Annotated in this window: 12 protein-coding genes and 1 pseudogene; 4 read left to right on the top strand and 9 right to left on the bottom strand. The window is 71.2% G+C overall.

From position 1 onward, the window contains the following. Positions 1-324 precede the first annotated feature (324 nt). From pulA to J7E91_RS05215, 3 genes are all read left to right on the top strand, one after another. Positions 325-5,643 (top strand): pullulanase-type alpha-1,6-glucosidase, encoded by a 5,319-nt coding sequence (pulA, locus tag J7E91_RS05225; RefSeq protein WP_214899508.1) that lies wholly within the window; start codon positions 325-327, stop codon positions 5,641-5,643. Positions 5,644-5,823: 180 nt separating this feature from the next. After that, positions 5,824-6,174 (top strand): 5-carboxymethyl-2-hydroxymuconate Delta-isomerase, encoded by a 351-nt coding sequence (locus J7E91_RS05220; protein WP_214899515.1) that lies wholly within the window; start codon positions 5,824-5,826, stop codon positions 6,172-6,174. A gap of 32 nt (positions 6,175-6,206) precedes the next feature. Then, positions 6,207-6,920, top strand: coding sequence for a DUF4230 domain-containing protein (locus J7E91_RS05215; protein WP_214899507.1), 714 nt, complete (start codon positions 6,207-6,209; stop codon positions 6,918-6,920). Here the strand turns inward: J7E91_RS05215 and J7E91_RS05210 are convergent. From J7E91_RS05210 to J7E91_RS05180, 7 genes and pseudogenes are all read right to left on the bottom strand, one after another. Then, positions 6,893-7,627, bottom strand: coding sequence for a TetR/AcrR family transcriptional regulator (locus J7E91_RS05210; RefSeq protein ID WP_214899505.1), 735 nt, complete (start codon positions 7,625-7,627; stop codon positions 6,893-6,895). The genes J7E91_RS05215 and J7E91_RS05210 overlap by 28 nt on opposite strands. A 26-nt stretch (positions 7,628-7,653) precedes the next feature. Then, positions 7,654-8,727 carry a PDR/VanB family oxidoreductase gene (locus J7E91_RS05205; RefSeq protein WP_214899503.1) on the bottom strand — a complete coding sequence of 358 codons (1,074 nt, stop codon included), beginning with the start codon at positions 8,725-8,727 and terminating at the stop codon, positions 7,654-7,656. Between the two features lies 1 nt (position 8,728). Next, positions 8,729-9,646 (bottom strand): metal-dependent hydrolase, encoded by a 918-nt coding sequence (locus tag J7E91_RS05200; RefSeq protein WP_214899501.1) that lies wholly within the window; start codon positions 9,644-9,646, stop codon positions 8,729-8,731. Between the two features lie 273 nt (positions 9,647-9,919). Next, entirely contained in the window at positions 9,920-11,866 is a 1,947-nt protein-coding gene (locus J7E91_RS05195; RefSeq protein WP_374224627.1) for a hypothetical protein, read from the bottom strand. A 67-nt stretch (positions 11,867-11,933) separates the two neighbouring features. After that, a complete protein-coding gene (locus tag J7E91_RS05190; protein WP_214899497.1) occupies positions 11,934-12,734 on the bottom strand; it encodes a tyrosine-protein phosphatase in 801 nt (266 codons plus the stop codon). 97 nt (positions 12,735-12,831) lie between these two features. After that, positions 12,832-15,978 (bottom strand): alpha-N-acetylglucosaminidase, encoded by a 3,147-nt coding sequence (locus J7E91_RS05185; protein ID WP_214899494.1) that lies wholly within the window; start codon positions 15,976-15,978, stop codon positions 12,832-12,834. A 110-nt stretch (positions 15,979-16,088) separates the two neighbouring features. Next, a pseudogene (locus tag J7E91_RS05180) lies at positions 16,089-17,748 on the bottom strand (IS200/IS605 family accessory protein TnpB-related protein). Between the two features lie 216 nt (positions 17,749-17,964). Between J7E91_RS05180 and J7E91_RS05175 the strand changes: the two are divergent. After that, entirely contained in the window at positions 17,965-18,429 is a 465-nt protein-coding gene (locus J7E91_RS05175) for a hypothetical protein (protein WP_214899492.1), read from the top strand. Positions 18,430-18,514: 85 nt separating this feature from the next. Here J7E91_RS05175 and J7E91_RS05170 read toward each other — a convergent pair whose 3' ends face one another. Next, positions 18,515-20,014 carry a DUF1996 domain-containing protein gene (locus tag J7E91_RS05170; protein ID WP_214899490.1) on the bottom strand — a complete coding sequence of 500 codons (1,500 nt, stop codon included), beginning with the start codon at positions 20,012-20,014 and terminating at the stop codon, positions 18,515-18,517. A 203-nt stretch (positions 20,015-20,217) separates the two neighbouring features. After that, complete coding sequence (locus J7E91_RS05165; RefSeq protein ID WP_214899512.1) at positions 20,218-20,556, bottom strand: glyoxalase superfamily protein; 339 nt, start codon at positions 20,554-20,556, stop codon at positions 20,218-20,220. Between the last annotated feature and the right edge of the window lie 13 nt (positions 20,557-20,569).

Below are 20,569 nucleotides of genomic sequence, written 5' to 3'. Positions count from 1 at the left end.
GGGGGTGGGTGCGGGCGAGCGGGGCCGGGCGCGGGTTGCCTGCGGCGCAGTTCCCCACCCCGCCCCTTCCCGAACTGGGGGCAAGCCCCCAGGCCCCCGGACGCCCTTCGGGCGTGTCCTCAAACGCCGGACGGGCTGGATTGCGCTGCTGCACCGTCCAGCCCCTCCGGCGTTTGAGGAGCGGGGTCTGGGGCGGAGCCCCAGTTCGGGAAGGGGCGGGGTGGGGAAGGCCCCGCGCAGCGGACCCGCCCACCGCACCCGCGCCCCCCGCCCCCGACACCGCGCCCCGCACCCACGGAACTTCCGACAAAGGAGAGCACGTCAATGTCCAGCAGAGCCGGCGCAGCCCTCGCGGTCGCCCTCTTCGCGGCGCTGATACCCGCGCCGCCCGCCGCCGCGGCGAAACCACCCGCCCCACCCTCCGACAAGGCCCTCGCCGCCGCACCCGCCCGGCACGACCTGACCCGCGAGCAGTTCTACTTCGTACTGCCCGACCGGTTCGCGAACGGCGACACGGCCAATGACCGCGGCGGACTCACCGGCTCACGCCTCGAAACGGGCTACGACCCCACCGATAAGGGCTTCTACCAGGGCGGCGACCTCAAGGGCCTCACCCAGAAGCTCGACTACATCAAGAACCTCGGCACGACCTCCATCTGGATGGCGCCGATCTTCAAGAACCGGCCCGTGCAGGGCACCGGCAAGGACGCCTCCGCCGGCTATCACGGTTACTGGATCACCGACTTCACCCAGGTCGACCCCCACTTCGGCACCAACGCCGACCTGGAGAAGCTGATCGACAAGGCCCACGACAAGGGCATGAAGGTCTTCTTCGACGTCATCACCAACCACACCGCCGACACCGTCGACTACGCCGAGAAGAAGTACGGCTACCGCCCCAAGGGCGCGTACCCCTACCTCGACAGGTCCGGCCGCCCCTTCGACGACCGCGAGGGCGTGGCCAGGCGTGACGTCGACGCCGATTCCTTCCCGTACACGCCGAAGCAGCAGTCCACGGCCGGGGCGGACAAGAAGGTCCCGTCCTGGCTCAACGACCCCACGATGTACCACAACCGGGGCGACTCGACCTTCGCCGGCGAAAGCTCCGAGTACGGCGACTTCGCCGGGCTCGACGACCTGTGGACCGAGCGTCCCGAGGTCGTCGACGGCATGGCGGAGATCTACCAGAAGTGGGTCCGCGACTTCGACATCGACGGCTTCCGTATCGACACGGTCAAGCACGTCGACCTGGACTTCTGGACCCAGTGGGCGACCGCCCTCGACGCGTACGCGAAGAAGCAGGGCCGCGACGACTTCTTCATGTTCGGCGAGGTCTACTCCGCCGACACCGAGGTCACTTCCCCCTACGTGACGCGCGGCCGCCTCGACTCGACCCTCGACTTCCCGCTCCAGGACGCGACGCGCTCGTACGCCTCCCAGGGCGCGCCGGCCGGGAAGCTCGCCAAGGTCTTCGGTGAGGACTACCGCTACACCACGGACAAGGCCAACGCCTACGAGCAGGTCTCCTTCACCGGAAACCACGACATGGGCCGCATCGGGGCCTTCCTGAAGCAGGACAACCCGAAGGCCGACGACGCCGAGTTGCTCAAGCGCGCACGTCTGGCCAACGAGCTGATGTTCCTCTCGCGCGGCAACCCCGTCGTCTACTACGGCGACGAGCAGGGCTTCACGGGCGCGGGCGGCGACAAGGACGCCCGCCAGACCCTCTTCGCGTCGAAGACCGCCGATTACCTGGACGACGACCAGCTCGGCACGGACCGTACGCACGCCTCCGACGCGTACGACACCACGCACCCCGTATACCAGTCAATCGCCGGGCTCTCGAAGCTGACGAAGGCCCACCCCGCCCTCCGTGACGGCGTACAGCAGGAGCTGCACGCGGAGGGCCCGGTCTACGCCTTCTCCCGTACGGACGCCAAGCGCGCCACCGAGTACGTCGTCGCCACCAACAACAGCGCCGGGCCGAAGACCGTCGACCTGACGGTCGCCACGGCCGGCGCCGACTTCCGTCCCGTGTACGGCGCTACTGACGCGGTACGCAGCGACGCCGGCCGGAAGCTCACCGTCACCGTGCCCGCGCTGTCGTCCGTCGTGCTCCGCGCGGCCGAGCCCCTCCCCGCCCCGGCGGCCAAGCCGGCCGTCACCCTCAAGGCTCCCGCGGCCGGAGCCACCGGCACCGTCGAGATCAGCGCGGACGTCGACGGCGGGCAGCTGAACCGCGTCGTGTTCGCCGCCCGGACCGGCAACGGCAAGTGGCGCACACTCGGCTCCGCCGACCACGCCCCGTACAAGGTCACCCAGTACCTGGGCCGCGACGTAGCGGCCGGAACCCCCCTCCGCTACAAGGCGGTCGTAGTCGACAGCGCCGGACGCACCGCGAGCGCCCTCGCCGCGACGACAGCCGGCCAGAGCCCCGCCCCCGGCAAGCCGACGGCGGTCGAGCGCGACTACGCCGTCGTCCACTACAAGCGCACCGACGGCGACTACGACGGATACCAGCTCAAGTCCGGCGACAGATCAGCCCCCTTCACGGGACGCGACGCCTACGGCGCCTTCGCGTGGATCAAGCTCGCCCAGGGCGCCTCGTCCCTCCCCTACACCGTCGAGAAGAACGGCACGGCGGACGGTCCGCAGCGCACCATGGACCTCGGCCGTACCGGCGAGGTCTGGATCGAGCAGGGCAAGGACAGCCAGGCCACGAAGGCCCCCGACGGCGCCTACCCACCCCAGGACAAGACCAAGGCCGTACTCCACTACCAGCGCGCCGACGGCGACTACGACGGCTGGGGTCTGCACACCTGGACAGGGGCCAAGGACCCCACCGACTGGTCCAAGCCACTGCTCCCGGTGAAGAAGACCGCATACGGCGTGACCTTCGAGGTCCCGCTCGCCACAGGCGCCACCTCCCTCTCCTACATCCTCCACAAGGGCGACGAGAAGGACCTCCCCAGCGACCAGTCCCTCGACCTCGCCACCTACGGCCATGAGGTGTGGATGCTGGCCGGGCAGCCGAAGTACCTGCTGCCGCAGACCGCCGGAGCCGCCTCGCTCGACCTCACCAAGGCCGAGGCGCAGTGGATCGACAAGGACACGGTCGTCTGGAAGGTCAAGTCCACCGAGGCCACCAGCCAGCAGCTCGTGTACGCCCGGGGCGGCGGCATCTCCGTCGTCGACGGGGCGCTCTCCGACGAGGGCCGCTGGCTGCGGCTTTCCTCCTCCGCCCTCACCGACGCGCAGAAGGCGAAGTACCCGCACCTCAAGGACTACCCGGCGTTCACCGTCGACCCGCGCGACCGGGACCGCGTCCGCGAGTCGCTGCGCGGCCAGATCATCGCCACCCAGCGGGCCGCCAACGGCGCCCTGCTCGCCGCTACCGGCGTGCAACTGCCGGGCGTACTCGACGACACGTACAGCCCGGCCGCCACAAAGGCAGCACTCGGCCCCGTCTTCCACAAGGGCCGCCCGGCCCTCTCCCTCTGGGCTCCGACCGCCCAGCACGTAGCCGTCGAACTCGACGGCAGGACGGTCCCGATGCGGCGCGACGACCGCAGCGGCGTCTGGTCCGTCACCGGCACCAAGAGCTGGACGGGCAAGCCGTACCGGTACGTCGTGAAGGTCTGGGCGCCCAGCGTCCAGAAGGTCGTCACCAACAAGGTCACCGACCCCTACTCGACCGCGCTCACCGCCGACTCGGCCCGCAGCCTCGTCGTCGACCTCACCGATCCCGAGCTGGCCCCCAAGGGCTGGTCGACGCTCAAGAAGCCGGCCGCGACCCCGCTGCGTGACGCGCAGATCCAGGAGCTGCACGTCAGGGACTTCTCCATCGCCGACCGCACCGCGAAGCACCCGGGGGAGTACCTGGCCTTCACCGACCGCGACTCGAAGGGCATGAAGCACCTGGGCAAACTGGCCAAGGCGGGCACCTCCTACGTCCACCTCCTCCCCGTCTTCGACATCGGCACCATCCCCGAGAAGAAGGCCGATCAGCAGCGCCCGGCCTGCGACCTGTCCGTGTACGCGCCCGACTCCGACGAGCAGCAGGCGTGCGTGGCGAAGGCGGCGGCGAAGGACGCGTACAACTGGGGCTACGACCCGCTGCACTACACCGTCCCCGAGGGCTCGTACGCCAGTGACCCCGACGGCACCCGTCGCACGGTGGAGTTCCGCCGGATGGTCCAGGGACTGAACAACTCCGGCCTGCGCACGGTCATGGACGTCGTCTACAACCACACGGTCGCGTCCGGCCAGGCGGACAAGTCGGTACTCGACAAGATCGTCCCCGGCTACTACCAGCGCCTGCTGGCCGACGGCAGCGTGGCCACGTCCACCTGCTGCGCGAACACGGCACCCGAGAACACCATGATGGGCAAACTCGTCGTGGACTCCCTCGTCACCTGGGCACGTGACTACAAGGTCGACGGCTTCCGCTTCGACCTCATGGGCCACCACCCGAAGGCGAACATCCTGGCCGTCCGCAAGGCCCTCGACGAGCTGACCCTCGCCCGCGACGGCGTGGACGGCAAGAAGATCATCCTGTACGGCGAAGGCTGGAACTTCGGCGAGATCGCCGACGACGCCCGCTTCGAACAGGCCACCCAGAAGAACATGGCCGGCACGGGCATCGCGACCTTCTCCGACCGCGCGCGCGACGCGGTGCGCGGCGGCGGTCCCTTCGACGACGACCCGGGCGTGCAGGGCTTCGCCTCGGGCCTCTACACCGACCCCAACTCCTCGGCCGCGAACGGCACCCCGGCCGAGCAGAAGGCCCGTCTCCTCCACTACCAGGACCTGATCAAGGTGGGCCTGACGGGCAACCTGGCGGCGTACACCTTCACCGACACAGCCGGCCGTACGGTCAAGGGCTCCGAGGTCGACTACAACGGCGCACCGGCCGGATACGCCTCCGCCCCCGGCGAAGCCCTGGCCTACGCCGACGCCCACGACAACGAAACCCTCTACGACGCCCTCGCCTTCAAGCTGCCGCGCGAGACGTCCGCCGCCGACCGCTCACGCATGCAGGTACTGGCGATGGCGACGGCGGCGCTCTCGCAGGGCCCGGCGCTGTCCCAGTCGGGAACGGACCTCCTCCGCTCCAAGTCCCTCGACCGCAACTCCTATGACAGCGGTGACTGGTTCAACGCGATCCACTGGGACTGCCGTGACGGCAACGGCTTCGGCCGGGGCCTGCCGCCCGCAGCCGACAACAAGCCCAAGTGGCCGTACGCCAAGCCGCTGCTGACGACCCCCTCGCTGACACCGGACTGCCGGAACATCGAGGGCGCGTCGGCGGCGTACGAGGACTTGCTGAAGATCCGTACGACGGAGAAGACCTTCAGCCTCGCGTCGGCGGACCAGGTCCAGAAGGCGGTCTCCTTCCCCCTCTCGGGCAAGGAGGAGACACCCGGCGTGATCACCATGCGAGCGGGCGACCTGGTCGTGATCTTCAACGCGACCCCGTCCGAGCAGCAGCAGCGGCTCACCGGCCCGGCGGACACGCCGTACGCCTTGCACCCGGTCCAGGCGTCCGGCGCCGACGAGACGGTCAGGAAGTCCACGTACGACCCGACCACGGCCACCTTCACGGTCCCGGCCCGCACGGTCGCCGTGTTCACTCAGCGGTAGCCCCCGAAGAGGCCACTGACACACGGCACAGCACCACCATGGCGGGGCCCCGAGACTGATTCTCGGGGCCCCGCCCCGCATCAGCCAAGACGGAAGTCCACTTGCGTCGTCATGCGGATCACCGTAAGGGTGACCGGGACCGCCCCCGACCTGAACCCCGCCCGGACCTGGAGTGTGCTCATGCCGCAGATCACCGTCGACTACGCCGAGCAGTTGGCGGGTGCCTTCGACCGCCGCGGCTTCGCGCTCGCCCTCCACCCGCTGGTCGTCGAGCTCGTCGACACCGAACTCGCCGCCTGCAAGACGCGGTTCCGTCGCGCCGACGAGACGGTGGTGGCCGATGCCACCACCGGCCACGCCGTGGTCCACATCGGCATCGCCCTGCTGCCGGGCCGCTCACCGGAGGTGAAGGCGGAACTCACGGCCGCCGTCCTCGACCTCGTCGCCGGGTACGTCAAGCCGGTCGACGGGATGCAGGCGCACCTCTCCGCCGAAGTACGCGACCTCGAAGCGTCGTACCGCAAACGCTGAGTGACCAAGGGGTACGGGGGAATCCGTACCGTATGACTCTCACGGACCCCGATTCCGGCCCCGACCAGCGCCGGCCCGGCACATCCCCGCGCCGCACCCGCCTCCCCGGGTGGGCCAAGGTGACGGGCGTGCTCGCGGTGCTGGTGGCGCTCGTGCTCGTCGGCAGCCGGCTGAGTGTCCTGCCCGGCCTCGACGATGTCTTCGGCGAGGAGACCCACGACCGGTCCGGCCCCGCGCTCCTGAAGTCCATCCAGGACATGAGCCGTTACGAGGCCGCGAGCGGCAACTTCCAGGTCGTCGTCGACCTGGAGAAGGACGCCAAGTTCCTCCCCGACGCGATCCGCGGCACCCGCACGCTGTACGTCGGCGCCGGCACCGTCGGCGCGTACGTCGACCTGGGCAAGGTCGGGGAGGGGCAGGTCACCGTGAACGAGGACCGCACCGCCGCCACCCTGCGCCTGCCGCACGCGCGGCTCGGCAAGCCGGCCCTGGACGCGGACCGTTCGTACGCCGTGTCCAAGGAGCGCGGGCTGCTCGACCGGCTCGGGGACCTGTTCTCCGACAACCCGGCCGACGAGCGCGCCGTCAACCGCCTCGCCGCCCGTCACATCGGCGAGGCCGCCGAGGAGAGCGAGCTGACCGTACGCGCCGAGACGAACACCACCAGCATGCTCCAGGGCCTGCTGCGCTCACTCGGCTTCAAGGAGGTCACCGTCCACTACGGCCAGGGCGACGGCGAACGCTGACCGGGCACGGTCTCCGGAGCGGGAGCCAGCGCGCCCAGCCGTACGACGAGTTCCGCGAACAGCCCGTCGGCCGGCTCCAGCGCGAGGATGTCCAGCAGGATCCGCGCCATCTCCTCGTCGTACGCCGCGCTCACCGCCGCCAGCGCCGCGAAGTCGTGCACCAGTTGCAGCTCCAGCTCGGCGCGCGGGATCTTCCGCCCGTCCAGCCAGATCAGCGCGGTCGACTCGGCGAGCGACACCCACGACCGTACGACCAGCGCCAGCCTCGCCGGGGGATCGGTGATCCCGAGGTGCGCCAGTATCTGCTCGTACGCCGCCTGGCGCACCTCGTCGATCATGGCGTTCGCCGTCGACGAACCGACCGCCGGCCCGCCCCGCATCAGTGCGGAGAAGCCCGGCCCGTGGTCGTCGACGAAGTCGAAGAAGCGGCCCATCACGCGCAGCAGCCGCGCACCCAACGGCCCTTCGCGCGGCTCGACGAACCGCCCGGCCAGCTCGTCGGCCGCACGCCGCAGCGCGGCCTCGTACAGGCTCTGCTTGCCGGGGAAGTAGTGATAGACGAGCGGCCGGGAGATGCCGGCGGCCGCCGCGATCTCGTCGATCGACACGTCTTCGGGCGAGCGGTGGCTGAACAGCTCCAGCGCGACACTGATCAGCTGCTGCCTGCGTTCCTCGACGCCCATTCTTCGGCGCACCCCGGTCGTCATACGAGCAGCGTAACCGCCGGTGCCGGTCAGAGATCCAGGACCAGGCGGTCTCCGTACGCCCGCGACACGCAGATCAGCATGGAGTCGTCGCGCTCCGAGTCCGTCAGCAGCTCGTCGCGGTGGTCGATCTCGCCCTCCAGGACACGCTGTTGACACGTACCGCAGAAGCCCTGCTCGCAGGAGTACGAGACGCCCGGAACCTCGGGGCGGACGGCCGCCAGGACGGTGCCGTCGGCCGGGACGGTCACGGTGCGGCCGGTGCGCCGGAGTTCGACCTCGAAGGCACCGGCGGCGCCGGAGGGGGCGCCCGGCGTGAAGCGCTCCAGGTGGAGGGTGCGGCCGGCGGGGAGGGCCTCGGTGACGGCGGCCATCAGGGGATCGGGGCCGCAGCAGTACACGGCCGTGTCCTCGGCCGCGTCCGCGAGGGCGGCCGCCACGTCGGGGAGGCCGGACTCGTCCTCGGCGACGATCGTCACCCGCTCCGGCGCGGCCAGCTTCTCGATCTCCTCGATGTACGGCATCGAGGCGCGGCTGCGCCCGCCGTACAGGAGCTTCCAGTCGGCCCCGGCGGCCTCGGCGGCGCGCAGCATCGGGAGTACGGGCGTGATGCCGATGCCGCCCGCGACGAAGAGGTAGGAGGGCGCCTCGGTGAGCGGGAAGCGGTTGCGGGGGCCCCGGACCTCCACCTCCGCGCCCTCGTGGAGCTGTTCGTGCACCTCGCGCGAGCCGCCCCTGCCGTCCTCGATGAGGCGGGTGGCGACGGTGTACGTACTCCGGTCGGCCGGGTCGCCGCACAGCGAGTACTGGCGTATCAGGCCGGAGGGCAGGACCAGGTCGACGTGCGCGCCGGGGGTCCAGGCGGGGAGGTCGGCCGTGTCGAGTGCCTCCAGGTGCAGTTCGACGACACCGTCGGCCGGCGTGGTGCGGCCGGTGACGAGGAGGCGGAGGGAGGAGGGGGCCCGGGAGGCGCGGGTGCCGGAGACGGGGTTCTCCAGGGCGGGCATCGGCCACAGCGGGGAGCGTGAGATGCGGCGGCGCATGGCCCGCCGCGCCAGCAGGGCGACGCCGGCGGCGAGGACGATCGTGCGTGCGCGGGGCATGTCAGGAACCTCCGGTGGTGGCGGTCGTCCGGCCGGTGGCGGCCGGTGAGTTCGCGAGGTAGGCCACGGCCTGGGCGGTGCTGGCCTCCTGCGAGGGGTGGTACGTACGGCTGAGATAGCGGGGGACGGAGCGGATGATGTCCCCGGTCGCGGGCAGTACGCCCTGCCGCCCGCTGCGTACGAGGTCCTTGAAGGTGGCCCTGCCTTCGAGGAGGGTCGGGTCGTTCTCCATGAAGAACCGCGAACCGCGCTGCCAGAGGAAGACCAGCGCGGTGAAGGCGGTCGCCCAGGTCCGCACCCGTCGCCGGTAGCTGCCGTCGACGTGCATGAACAGTTCGAAGGCGACGGAGCGGTGCTCGACCTCCTCGGCGCCGTGCCAGCGCAGCAGATCGAGCATCGTGGGGTCGGCGCCGCGCCGGTCGAGTTCGTCGGCGTTGAGCACCCAGTCGCCGAGGAAGGCGGTGTAGTGCTCGATGGCGGCGATGATGGCGACCCGCTCCATCAGCCACCACCTGCGGGCCTTGCCCGGCGGCAGGGTGCGGTCGCCGAGGAGCTTCTCGAAGAGCCAGTCGACCTGCGCGGTGTACGGCGTCGGGTCGAGCCCGAGCTTCTTCAGGTGCGGCAGTACGTCGTCGTGGGCCTGGGAGTGCATGGCCTCCTGGCCGATGAATCCGATGACGTCCTCGCGCAGGCGGTCGTCATGGATGTACGGCAGCACCTGCTTGTAGACGTGCACGAACCAGCGCTCGCCCGCCGGGAGCAGCAGGTGCAGCACGTTGATGGTGTGCGTGGTGAACGGGTCGCCCGGGACCCAGTGGAGGGGTGTGCCGTCCCACTCGAAGGAGACCTTGCGGGCCTTGAGCGGCGTCCGCTCGGACGCGATCGCGGCCGGTTCGGGCCCCTGCTGCGTATTAGACATGGCGTCAATGTACTGACGAGTAAGACCTTGGCAACAGGGTCGTGCGCCGGTTTTTTCCGGCTCCACCCCAGGCCCCGGTCCTCAATCGGCGGACGGGCTGATGGGGCCGGGGGTGTTGCCGGGGCGCTGCCCCGGACCCCGCTCCTCAAACGCCGGAGGGGCTGGATGGTGCCGGTGAGCGGGGATGTGTCCGCTGAGCGGCGAACCCAGCCCGCCCCGGTTCGGCAAGGGGCGGGGAAAAGGCACCCCGCAGGGAACCCGGCCAGGACCCGCCTACCGCAGCACCCCCACCCGCGCCCCGCTCTCCACCCGCCCTTCCAGGTCCGCCTGCGCGCCCGCCTTCGCCCGTACCGCCAGCAGATTGCCGCGCGCCGTGCCCTGCACACCGCCCGATGTGGTGACCGACGTGAACTGCCCGCTTCCCGCCGCGAGTACGTACCAGTTCCCGCCCCGCGACTTCCACAGCACGCCCGCCAGCACCCGTGGATCCCGCGCCCCGCACGCCGGCGAGTGCTCGGCGCGCGCCGCGATCGCGCCCGGTGTCCCCTTCTTCGGGGACGGCGCCTGGAACTGTGCGAGCACCCTGCTGCCCGTGCCGCGCCACGTCTCCGCGCGGGTGCAGAGCCAGGTGGCGGTGCCGTTGCCCTCGGGGAGGGGCTGCTGGGCGTACGCCCACGAATTGACGCTGCGCACACCGTTCGACCGCACCGCGGGCAGCAGGCACGCCGTACGGGCCCAGCGCCCTCGCTCCTCCTCGCCGCTCACATCGCGCGGCGCCGACGGCGGGCCCGACGTCAGCCGGGCGGGGGCCAGCTCGCCGAGGTCGGTCATCAGGCGCGGCCCCGCGTCGTCGCGCAGTTCGAGGGTGTCCCACGCGCGGCAGTCGCGTGCCTGCGCGGGGCTCACGAGCGGGTCCGTCACACCGTGCCGGGTGCGCTTCAGTGGAGCCGGGACCCCGGTGGGATCGAGCAGATCCCGTACGGACGCCGTCCGTACCCAAGGAGCCGTCAGGTAGCGGACGTTGCCGTCGGTACGGCCCACCACCAGCGCGTTCGCCGCCGCCGCGTCCGCGCCGTCCACACGCGCGAAGTCGAGCGCCGCGCCCGCCGTGCCGTCACGCGGCTCGGCGTACCGGACGACGCGCAGGCCGTCGTACAGCAGCACCACCCGCGCCTGGTCGACGTCGCCCGCGAAGAGCAGCTGCGGCGGGCCCATCGGGGGTCCCACCGGAGTGGCGGGGGTCGCGGACGTCTGCACGGAGGGGCCCGGCCTGGCCCAGACGGCGAGGGCGCGGCGCAGCAGGGCGTTGTCGTCGGTGAGGTTGCCGCGGGCCGGCCAGACGGAGAAGTCGGTACGGGAGGACCGCTTCCACACCCCGGCGGCGACCCGGACCGTCTTCGACGGGTCGAGCGCGCGCTCGGACGCCGGGTTACGGGCATACGCCGGCGCGGCCGCGCCATCGGGCCCCCACCCCTCGCCCGGCAGCCCGAGCAGCGCCCCGCACACCGCCGCGGCGGCCACAGCGGCGAGCGCGGCCTTCGCGTGCTGCCTGCGCCGCATCAGGTCGGTCGGCCTCGCCTGGAGAGAGCACGGGTCGAACTCCCCGGACGCCAGCAACGCCGCCGCGCTCGCGCCGCCCGGCGACTCGACCCCGTCCGCCTCCGTGAGCGCCGCCTGCGGGTCGGCGGCCCCGGCGGCGGTGAGCGCCCGCACCACCTCCGCGTCCTGCATACGCTCCAGGCCGCGCAGTACGTACGCCGCCCGGCCGGGGCCGCTGAGCACCGAAAGCCGCTGGTCCAGGGCGAGTTCGTCGGCCCCGCCGGAGCGCGGGAACAGCCGCAGCCCCCACACCTGCGGCAGCAGCGGCGGCAGCTGCGCCCGCTTCGGCCAGGCCTTGCGGCGCAGCGGCAGCCCGGCCTCCAGGGCCTGGCGCAGCACCCGCTGCCGCACGTACGCGTAGCCCGGATCGGCCGAGGCGCCCCCGGGGCGGCGCGGCAGCGGGAGGTCGGCGGCGACGCCCGGGGTGCGGCTGGGCGGGAGCGAGCGCTGAACGAGCGAATGGGCGGTCAGGACGCGGCGGTTGCGGCCGAGACGCGGCGGCAGCACCAGGTACGCCAGCCGCACGAGCCGCGGATAGTGTTCGACGAGCGCGGCCTCGGCCTGCTCGACGTCGATGGGGTCGGGGACAGGGCGGCTGTTGACAACATCCTGTGGGCGCACGTTCAGCAAAACGAGCGAATGGTCGGATGGTCACCTCACGCGGTGCCCCCCCGCGTGCTCACGCGGCTTACTCCCCGATCAGACGCTCGCGGATGCGCTCGACGCTCTCGCCGGACACGCCGAGCCCTTCGCGTACGTACGTCTCGACCGAGCCGTGGCGCGCGTGCACCTCGTCGAGTGCCGCCGCCAGATACTCGGGCACGACACCGATCACCGCGAGGGCGGTCTCAGGGTCGCCGCCCGCCGCGATGAACCCCTCGACAAGGGGCGCGAAGGCCTGTCGTACGGCCGGGTTGACCGACAGGTACTCGCGCTCGATCGTCTCGTCGTCCGCGCCGAGGAGGGACAGGACCAAGGTCGCCGCCCAGCCGGTCCGGTCCTTGCCCGCCGTGCAGTGGAACAGCAGGGGGCCCGCGTCGGGCGCGCCGAGTTCGGTGAGGAAGGTGCGGTAGGCGGCGCGGGCCGAGGCGGTCGTGACAAAGCCGCGGTAGGTCTCGGCGAACAGCTTTTGCGCGCGCCCGCCGCCGACGTGCTGCTCGGCGAGTGCGGGGTTCGAGAGGAGGTGCTTGATCTGGGCGGCGGCGGCCGGGGCGGAGCGGGTGGCGAGCTGGTCGGCCAGTACGTCGGCGACGATCAGCCGGGCGCCGCCGGGGACGCGGTCGGGGTGGTCGGTGCGCTCGGCGACGGAGCGGAAGTCGACGACCGTACGGAGGTTGAGCGCGCGGACGGCGGGATCGGACGCGGGGTCCATCCGGTCGAGCTGCCCCGAGCGAAGGACGAGCCCCGGGCGGACGGAACGGCCGTGGGGGAGCGGGGTGCCGCCGAGGTCGCGGAGGTTCGCGACTGTGGTGGCGGGGATCTGGGTCATGGGGGTGCGGGCTCCTGGGTCGTTCGTTTCGGACCACTCCACGTCACCAAAACGCTAGCCGACCCACCCCCGCCGACCCGTCCCCCGGCGCCCCGCGTCAGGACGTACCCCACCCACTGAACTCGACCGTCCCCCGATCCCCGCTCCCCCCGTGCGCCGCGCTCATGAACATCCCCGCGTCCTGGACGTCGGCGGCTCCCGGCACGGCCGCCCTCCCCACCGTTCGCCACGTCGCCCCGCCGTCCGTCGAGCACGCCCCCGTGTACGAGCCGTCCGCCCGCGAAAGCCGCAGCAGCACCGGTGTCCTCACCCCGGTGACGCGCTGGTAGGTGTCCACGGTGCCGTCGCCGTTCGTGTCATACGACAGCGCCACACCATTCGCCGGAGTCACCGCGAGGTTGACGAAGCCGGGCGAACCCGGCGCCGCCATGCTGTTGCGCACCGCGATACCGGCACGCGCCCACGCCCCCGTCACCTCCTGCGCGTCCACCCGCACAGTGACGCGGCCTCCGTCCCGCAGTGCTCCCTCCCGGTACAGCGTGCCGAACTCCGCTGTGGCCTTCCACAGGTCCTGGCCGCCGCCGTTGATCGCGTACCGGGCCAGGGCCGGGCCCCGGTCCTTGTCCTCCAGCTGCCCGAAGACCGCGCCATTGTTCGTGTACGTCCGCCAGCCCTCGGCCGGCGGCCCGGCGACGTACAGGCTGCCCTGCTGGACCGTGGTGACGCGGGCCTCGCCCTCCGGGCCGTACGTCGTGCTCAGTTCGTACGGCATCGGCTTCAGCGGGACGGTGAGCGGCCCGGCCGGCGCCTTCGCGCGCCAGGACACGCTCCCCGAGCCCGCCGCCGGGACCGATGCCAGCGACACCGGCCCCTCGGGCTCCGCGTCGAGACCCGTGAGTGCGAAGTCGACGCGGCCGGTCGCCCGCAGGCCGTTCGCATTGCGGAAGGCGGCCGTGACCAGCGCCGAACCGCCGGGCGGGACAGCGGCGGGGGCGGCGGTGACCGTGACCGTCCCCTGGTAGGGCGCGCGGGCCAGCACGTCGTGGACGCGCCGGGCCGTGCGGTACGCGTCGTTCGGCGGGCGCAGGGGATAGGCCGTCCGCTCACGCGTCCACGGCTCCTCGACCGCGTACCAGTCGAAGGACTTCGGCGCGCGGTCCGCCGCCAGCGCGTCCTCCAGCTCCTCCAGGTACGCCTGCCACTGCGGAAGGTGGAAGTCGCCGATGAGGCCCTGCCAGTCGCGGTTGGCGTAGTTGGCGAGGCGGCCGCCGTCCGCCGTCGGCCGGCCCGCCCACGTCGTGACCAGGACGCGCGCCGTGCGCTCCAGCTCCTCCGACTCGGCGGGGGAGGACGCCATGCGCTTCGCGTCCTCGATCCACGGGCCCAGCAGGAACGCCCGGTGCGCCCCCGCCATCTCCTCACTCAGCCGCATCAGCTTGAGCCAGAGGGCGGACAGGGCACGGAAGGTCGGCAGGTCCCCGCGCCCGTACGCGGCCTTGAGCTGCGGCAGCAGCTGCCAGGAGCGGTTGGCGAGCGCCTGGCGGCCCAGGTCGGTCAGGTCGTAGCGGTACGCGTCCGAGCGGCGCAGTGGTTCCCGTACGGCGAGGAGCGCGCCGAAGGCCTTGTCGAAGTCCGCCGGGTCGAAGGCGGGCGTGTGTGTCGCGTAGTGCGTTCCCGACGCGGCGGACAGGCTCGGGCGGGAGGCGAACACCGAGTCGTGCGGGCGGCCGTCGCGGCTGGTGATGCGGTACGCCGTCTCGCGCAGCGCGGCGAACGCGGCGCGGGCGTCCGCGTCCCGGCCGCCGTAGCGCAGATCGGCGTACCCCTCGAACCACTTCTCGCGGTCCACCGCCTCGCGTCGCCACGCCAGCTCCGATAACAGCTCCAGCGCCGCCGGGTCGCGCTCGGCGGCCTCCGGCATGTACGCGGTGCCGACGAGAGCGGACCCCGGACGGTCGCGCCACGTGGTGAAACGCTCCGTCCACAGGTGCGTCTTGGCGCCGATCGTCGTACGGCCGCCGAAGTTGGGGATGGTCCCGAAGGCGTACGGGGCGCCGCCCCAGTCCTTCTCGCGGTCGGTGACGGTGTCCAGGTCGGACAGGCCGTCGACGACCAGGAGGTGGTTCTTGTCGAGCGCGTCGAGCAGGTCGCGGCGGGGGTTCGCCTGCCAGCCGAGGATCACCCAGGTGGCGCCGGGGCGGGAGGTCCGCAGGGCCGTCTCGACTGCCCGGGCGGCCGCGGGGACGGGCACGTCGCCCGCCGAGCCGCCCTCGTGGAGGAGGTCCATCTTGAAGTGGCGGACCGGGCCGAAGAGTTCGTGCTGGTGGTGGTAGAAGGCGGCGGCGACCTTGCGGAAGGCGGTGGTGCGCGGGTCGAGCCAGTCGGGGCGCCGCAGGCCCGCCCAGTCACCCTGCGGGACGGTGCGGGCGCCGGGGTTGCGGGCGGCGAAGCCGTCGGGGACGGTGCCGAAGTAACCGGGGAGGACCGGGGCCATACCGAGCTCGCGCATCCGGTCGGTGATGCGCCGGCCGAGGGCGGCGCGTTTCGCGATGAGTTCCGGGGAGAGCGGTCCGCCGTACGCGCTCATGTTCTGCAGGAGCCACCACGGCTGGTGGGAGGGCGCGGGCAGCCAGGTCCGGGCCTCGGTGTCGGAGTAGCCGAAGTCCTTGAGGAGGCGGTGGTAGACGGCTTCCTGGCCGGTCGTCACCAGCACCTCGTTGCAGCCGTGCAGGGCCAGTACGTCGATCATCCGCTCCCAGCGCGGCCAGTCGGCGTACGGCGCGGTGTAGCCGTCGTGGGTGTCGTTGAGCGCGAAGCGGTGCGCGACGGTGGCCGAGTGTTCCAGGGGTGCGCGGGGCGCGGGCAGTCGCCGGGGGAGGTCGAGCTGGGTGCCCGACCAGGAGATGTGCGCCCCGCAGACGTACTTCAGGTACCAGTGGACGCCGGTGAGCGCGGCGGCGGGGCTCGTGCCGGCGACCTCGATGCGGCCGGTGATGCCTTCGACCCTGAAACGGTCGGTGCCGCCGCCGCTCTTGAGGGAGGTGAGGTGGAACTGGGCGGCGTGGTCGGGCAGCAGCCGTTCCAGGGCGGCGCGGGCGGGGGCAGTGGCGTCGGTGGCGGGGCGGGTTCGCTGTGCGGCCATGGCTGTGGTGTGCCCTGGGGCGTGCCCGCCGACCGCGGCTCCGACGCCGATGGCTCCGGCGGTGCCCAGCAGCGTACGTCGCGACAGACGGTCGGGGGGCATCGGGCGCTCCTCGTGTGACGAGAGGGGACGACAGGGGCGTACCGAGCGCACGTTAATGACGGCGCGGGGGCGCAGCAATGGGGCGCGCGATGTGTTCGTATCCACCGTTCCTAAAGACTGAGCGGGAGTGAGTCCTGTTGCCAGAACGCATGCTCAGCCGTGTGCCCCGAACGGTTTTGGGCACACTGGTCTCCCGCGTTCGCTCCGCGTCCGGGCGGCACGCATCGTGTGCGTGGTCCGGGGATGCGGGGGCGGGGTTCCTCACGCCCAAGAGCATTCCGGTCGGCCTGGACGGTCCGATGCCCGCGACGATCGCTCTGGTCGTCGCGGGGCGGTGCCGTCCGTCGCCGGATCGGGTGCCCTTGGGCGCGCCTTCCGATCGCCACGGCGGCAGCGTCATGGCGAGTGGTTTTACGTGTTGTGCTGCTGAGGGGTTTCTGCCAGTGCTGCGCGCCCCACTTCGAGGTGTACGCCGGGTCAACAGCGATGATCGCGATGCCGGTGGCGTCGGCCATGGAGGTGAGGCGGGCCCGGAGCTTGCCGGTCGGTATTCCGGAGATCAACTGCCGGAAGCGACGCTTGCGGCCGTGCTTCTCCCGGGTCTTCTCCGCCGTGAAGTCGAGGTCCTCGACGGCGATCGCAACCACACCGCAGGACCTCGCCCAGTTCAGCAGCCGGGACAGGGCGTGGCGGACCTGCGCGTCACGGTGCTTGGCGGTGCCGGACAGGTCGTAGAAGAAGCGGCGCGGGTTGCCGGTCGGGTTGCCGTGGACATCGAGTCGCCAGGCGGCGAGATGGTCTGCATTGCTATCGACACCGATCACCCCGTGCGCGACCGCCGCCTCCATCGGGACCGGGGCGCGGGCGGGATCTGCCACGAGGCGGTCAGGTACCAGCGTCCGCGCTGGGTGTCGTAGTGGATGCGGTACGCGACCGCCCGGTTTCCCTCGATGCGATCAGCCCATTCGGTGCCCCGGTGGGCGAACCGCACCCGTGCGGCAAGGACGTACCGGCCGTGCGGGGCGTTCGCCAGCCCGGCCAGCGGCACAGGCAGCTTGATCGACAGCTCTCCGTCGGGGCTGACGCGGATGGTCTCGTTGCCGTACCGCTTCCCCGACTCCCCGTCCGCAGCGAGGAACCAGCGTTCCGCCTCCCAGCGCTCCCGCCACTGGGTCTTTGTGAGCCCGGCTTCGGCGAGGTGGTGGCGGGTGTTCAGCAGGTGCTTGCCGCCCCGGACCCGCCCGTACGCGGCCCGTCCGCCAGTCCGTCACAGCGGCAGTGTGCCGGGCCTCCAGGGCGGCCAGGCGCCGGGACTTGGCATGCCACTCCCGCCGGGAACGGTAACCGCCCGGCCGGCGCCTTCTTCGAGCCGCGCTCACCGACCGGCAGGGAGAGGCGGTGGCGAAGCATCCTGATTCCCGCCTCAAGTCCCTGGACGTGCGCGGCCTGGCAGCGCCGGGCCAACGCCCACTGATCGTGCGACGCCTTCGTCACCGCACCCGCCCACCGCGACGACGACACGGACGTCACCCCACGCTTCCGCGCCGCCCACGACTCGGCAGAATGCTCCAGACCATCAGCGCAGCGCACCGCGAGGTCCCGCGACGCCAGCGTGCCCATGTGCGCGCCCACCAGCCGCAGAACCTTCTCATCCTCGCCGGTGAGGTCCTTGAGCCGGTCGCGCACGGCGACACCGGTGGGGCCGTGCGCGACGAACGGCCGGGCCGCAACCCGCAGACCCGAAGCCGACCGCTCCCCACCGCCACGCACCGCAACCACCCCCTCCCCGAGATCCACAGCCCCTCATCCCGGACTGGTCAACGAACCACACCGGAAAAGGTCACCCGTTCCCACCCCGAACAATCAACCGCCCCAGCGGACAAAACCGACCAGACCACACCCGTCTACACGCGCGAGTGCAGTAACACGTAGAAAATATCCACTGTTGAATACCCCCCGTGTGGCCCAACGGGGCACGATGGGCGGATGCGCAACCAACGCCGACGTACATCACGGACAGCAAATGTCGCCTCAGCCATAGCCGTTCTCGCCCTGCTCGCCACGGGCTGCGGCTCGGGAGACGACGAGGAGAAGCCGGTGCCGGAGGCGGCGCGGGGCAGCCTGGAGCAGCTCGCGGAGAAGGTCGCATGCGAGCCGAACATCCAGACGGACGCGACGGAGCTGCGTCAGGCGAACTGCGAGACCGGCGACGGCCGCTACGTGCTGGCCACCTTCGCGACCGACCGCGGACAGCGCGAGTGGATCAACGAGGCCAAGGACTACGGCGGGGCGTACCTGGTCGGCAGGAAGTGGGTCGCGGTGGGCGACCAGAAGGTGGTGACAGCACTGCGCGGCCGGCTCGGCGGGACGGTGGAGACTTCCTCTCACCACTCTGGGGACAGTGGCGGTGGGGGAAACGAGGAGAAGCACTCCGGTCACCACGGGAGCTGACCGCGCAGGCTGAGAGGGCGGCCGGTGGGGCGGCCGCCCTAGGGCCTGTCCGGCGGGTCAGGGTCGGAAAGGCCCTGGACGGGGATCAGGTGCACTGGCGTCCTTCGTTCACGCAGGACACCACCTTCTTCATCAGCCGGCTGTTGAAGACGTTGATGAAGTCCCCGTGGTCGGTGCCCGGCTTGTGGAGCTGCTCGGGGAAGGAGTCGACCGCGAACCCGGGGCCCGGCGGGACGTCGTACACGATCCGCTGCACCAGCTGCGGGATGGCCCGGAATCCGTTCGGGCACGCGCCGTTCTCGTCCGCGAACGCAACATGCGTGCGGTGATTGGCGCTGTCGGTGTTCTGTCCGTCCCAGCAGCTCTGGAAGTTGAACGTACGGACGACCTGGCTGCCTTGCGGGCAGATCGGGTATTTGTCCTTGAGCTGGCGGTCCTCGAATCCGGTGCAGCTCCAGGACGCGTTGGCATTGGCGTCACCATTGGTGAATGCCTTGGCGTCACCGGTGATGATCCGCAGGAAGCGCGGCATCGCGGTGACCTTGCTGACGGGGCTTCCGACGAATTTCAGCGAGACCTCGGTGGGAGTCTGGATTTCTCCCACGTTGCTGTCCTTGCCGCCGCCGTCGGCATTGGCGTCGTTCTCGTTCTGGCCGTTCTGCAGGCGCAGGACGGGCCAGTAGTACGTCGACCTGTCGCCCTGGTTCCGGCAGGTGGTCTGACCGCGGGCCAGGTCGTCGTCGCTCGCGAAGGCGTCATTGGCCTGGTTGCCGACGTAATCGTGCATATGGTGCGCGCCGTTGCTCACACCCGGGGCGACGATGACATTGTCCGGGTTGAACTTTCCGTTCTCGTTCCGGCCGCAATCGGTGGTGAATACGCCGCGGGAGGCGCCGCGCTGCTGCTGCGGCTGCTGGACGTTCGGCTGGACGGACTGGATGTCGACGAAGTCGGCGGCGTTGGGGCCGTTGCCGGCCTGCCCGCCGTTGCCGTTGTTCTGGCCGTCGCCTTGGTCACCGCCTTGGTCACCACCTTGGTTACCGCCCTGGTCACCGCCGTTTTGGTCTCCGTCGCCCTGCCCGTCCCCGCCGGCCCCTCCGTTGTCGTCGGCGCGCAGCGTGCAGGGTGCGAGACCTTCGAGCCCCTGGGGGCGTTCCGCCTGACGGTCGATGGCGGTGGCGATACGGCTGATGGCAGCCAGCCGCTTGTCCTTCAGCGGTCCCAGAATGGCGTTCTGCGCGAAGTTCTGGTCCTGGGAAATCTGCTGCTGGGAATCGGCGAACCTCTTGTACGCCTCCGTGATCTGGGAGTCGATATTCGCGAGCTCGCGGTCGACTTCCTGGCGCGCCGAATCAGGTACTTCGTTGGGCAGGTCGTTCGCCACCTCTGGACAGTCGATGGTCGACATCTGCTGGCCGGCGTTTTGAATCTGACCGGACTGAGCCGAGTCCGGGCCGGACCAGCCTTCACCTGCGGATGCGTAGACATTTACCGCGAGCAGTCCACCCCCGCCCAGGATCAGAGCGGCCGATGCGGCAATCGCCCGGTTCGCCAGCGTGGAACGTTTTCTAGATGCGCGTCGCATGGAACTCCTCTGCTTCGTCGCCGGGTGAAGTTAAGGGGGGTCCCGGCAGTGGAGAAGCGCTCCGTTCCATACGGGCGCGGTTCGCGCCCTGTTCAAACCCCATCCGAATTCGTAGCTATCTCCATCCGCAAACAGGGACGGAACCCGACGTACGGGGTGACGACGGCACCACATGAGCCCGGCGCCGACCAGGGACCCCTGCCTCAGCCGCCCTCCGCCGGCGTACCCACCCGGAGGCGGTTGCCGTCGGGGTCCCGCAACTCGACCTCCCGCGCCCACGGCTGGTCCTGTGCCGTTACGCCGAACTCCGCGGCGACGGCGTCCACGTCACGCACCCGCAGATACACCAGCGTGCCGGGGCGCGCGTCCCCCAGGTGTTCCGAAAGAAACAGCCGCACAGCGCCGCGTGACACCTCCACGAAGGCGGGCATGCCCGGCCCGAAGCGGTGCTCCCACTGTGTGCCGAAGCCGAGACGGGCGTACCAGCCAACCGCCGCGCCGGCGTCTTTGACGTGCAGGATCGGAATGACTTCCTCGGTCATGTTCATGAGGCCA

It is taken from the genome of Streptomyces sp. ISL-99, from assembly GCF_018614005.1.
In the GTDB taxonomy this organism is placed as follows: domain Bacteria; phylum Actinomycetota; class Actinomycetes; order Streptomycetales; family Streptomycetaceae; genus Streptomyces; species Streptomyces flavidovirens.
This window is presented reverse-complemented; position numbering and strand designations above follow the sequence as displayed.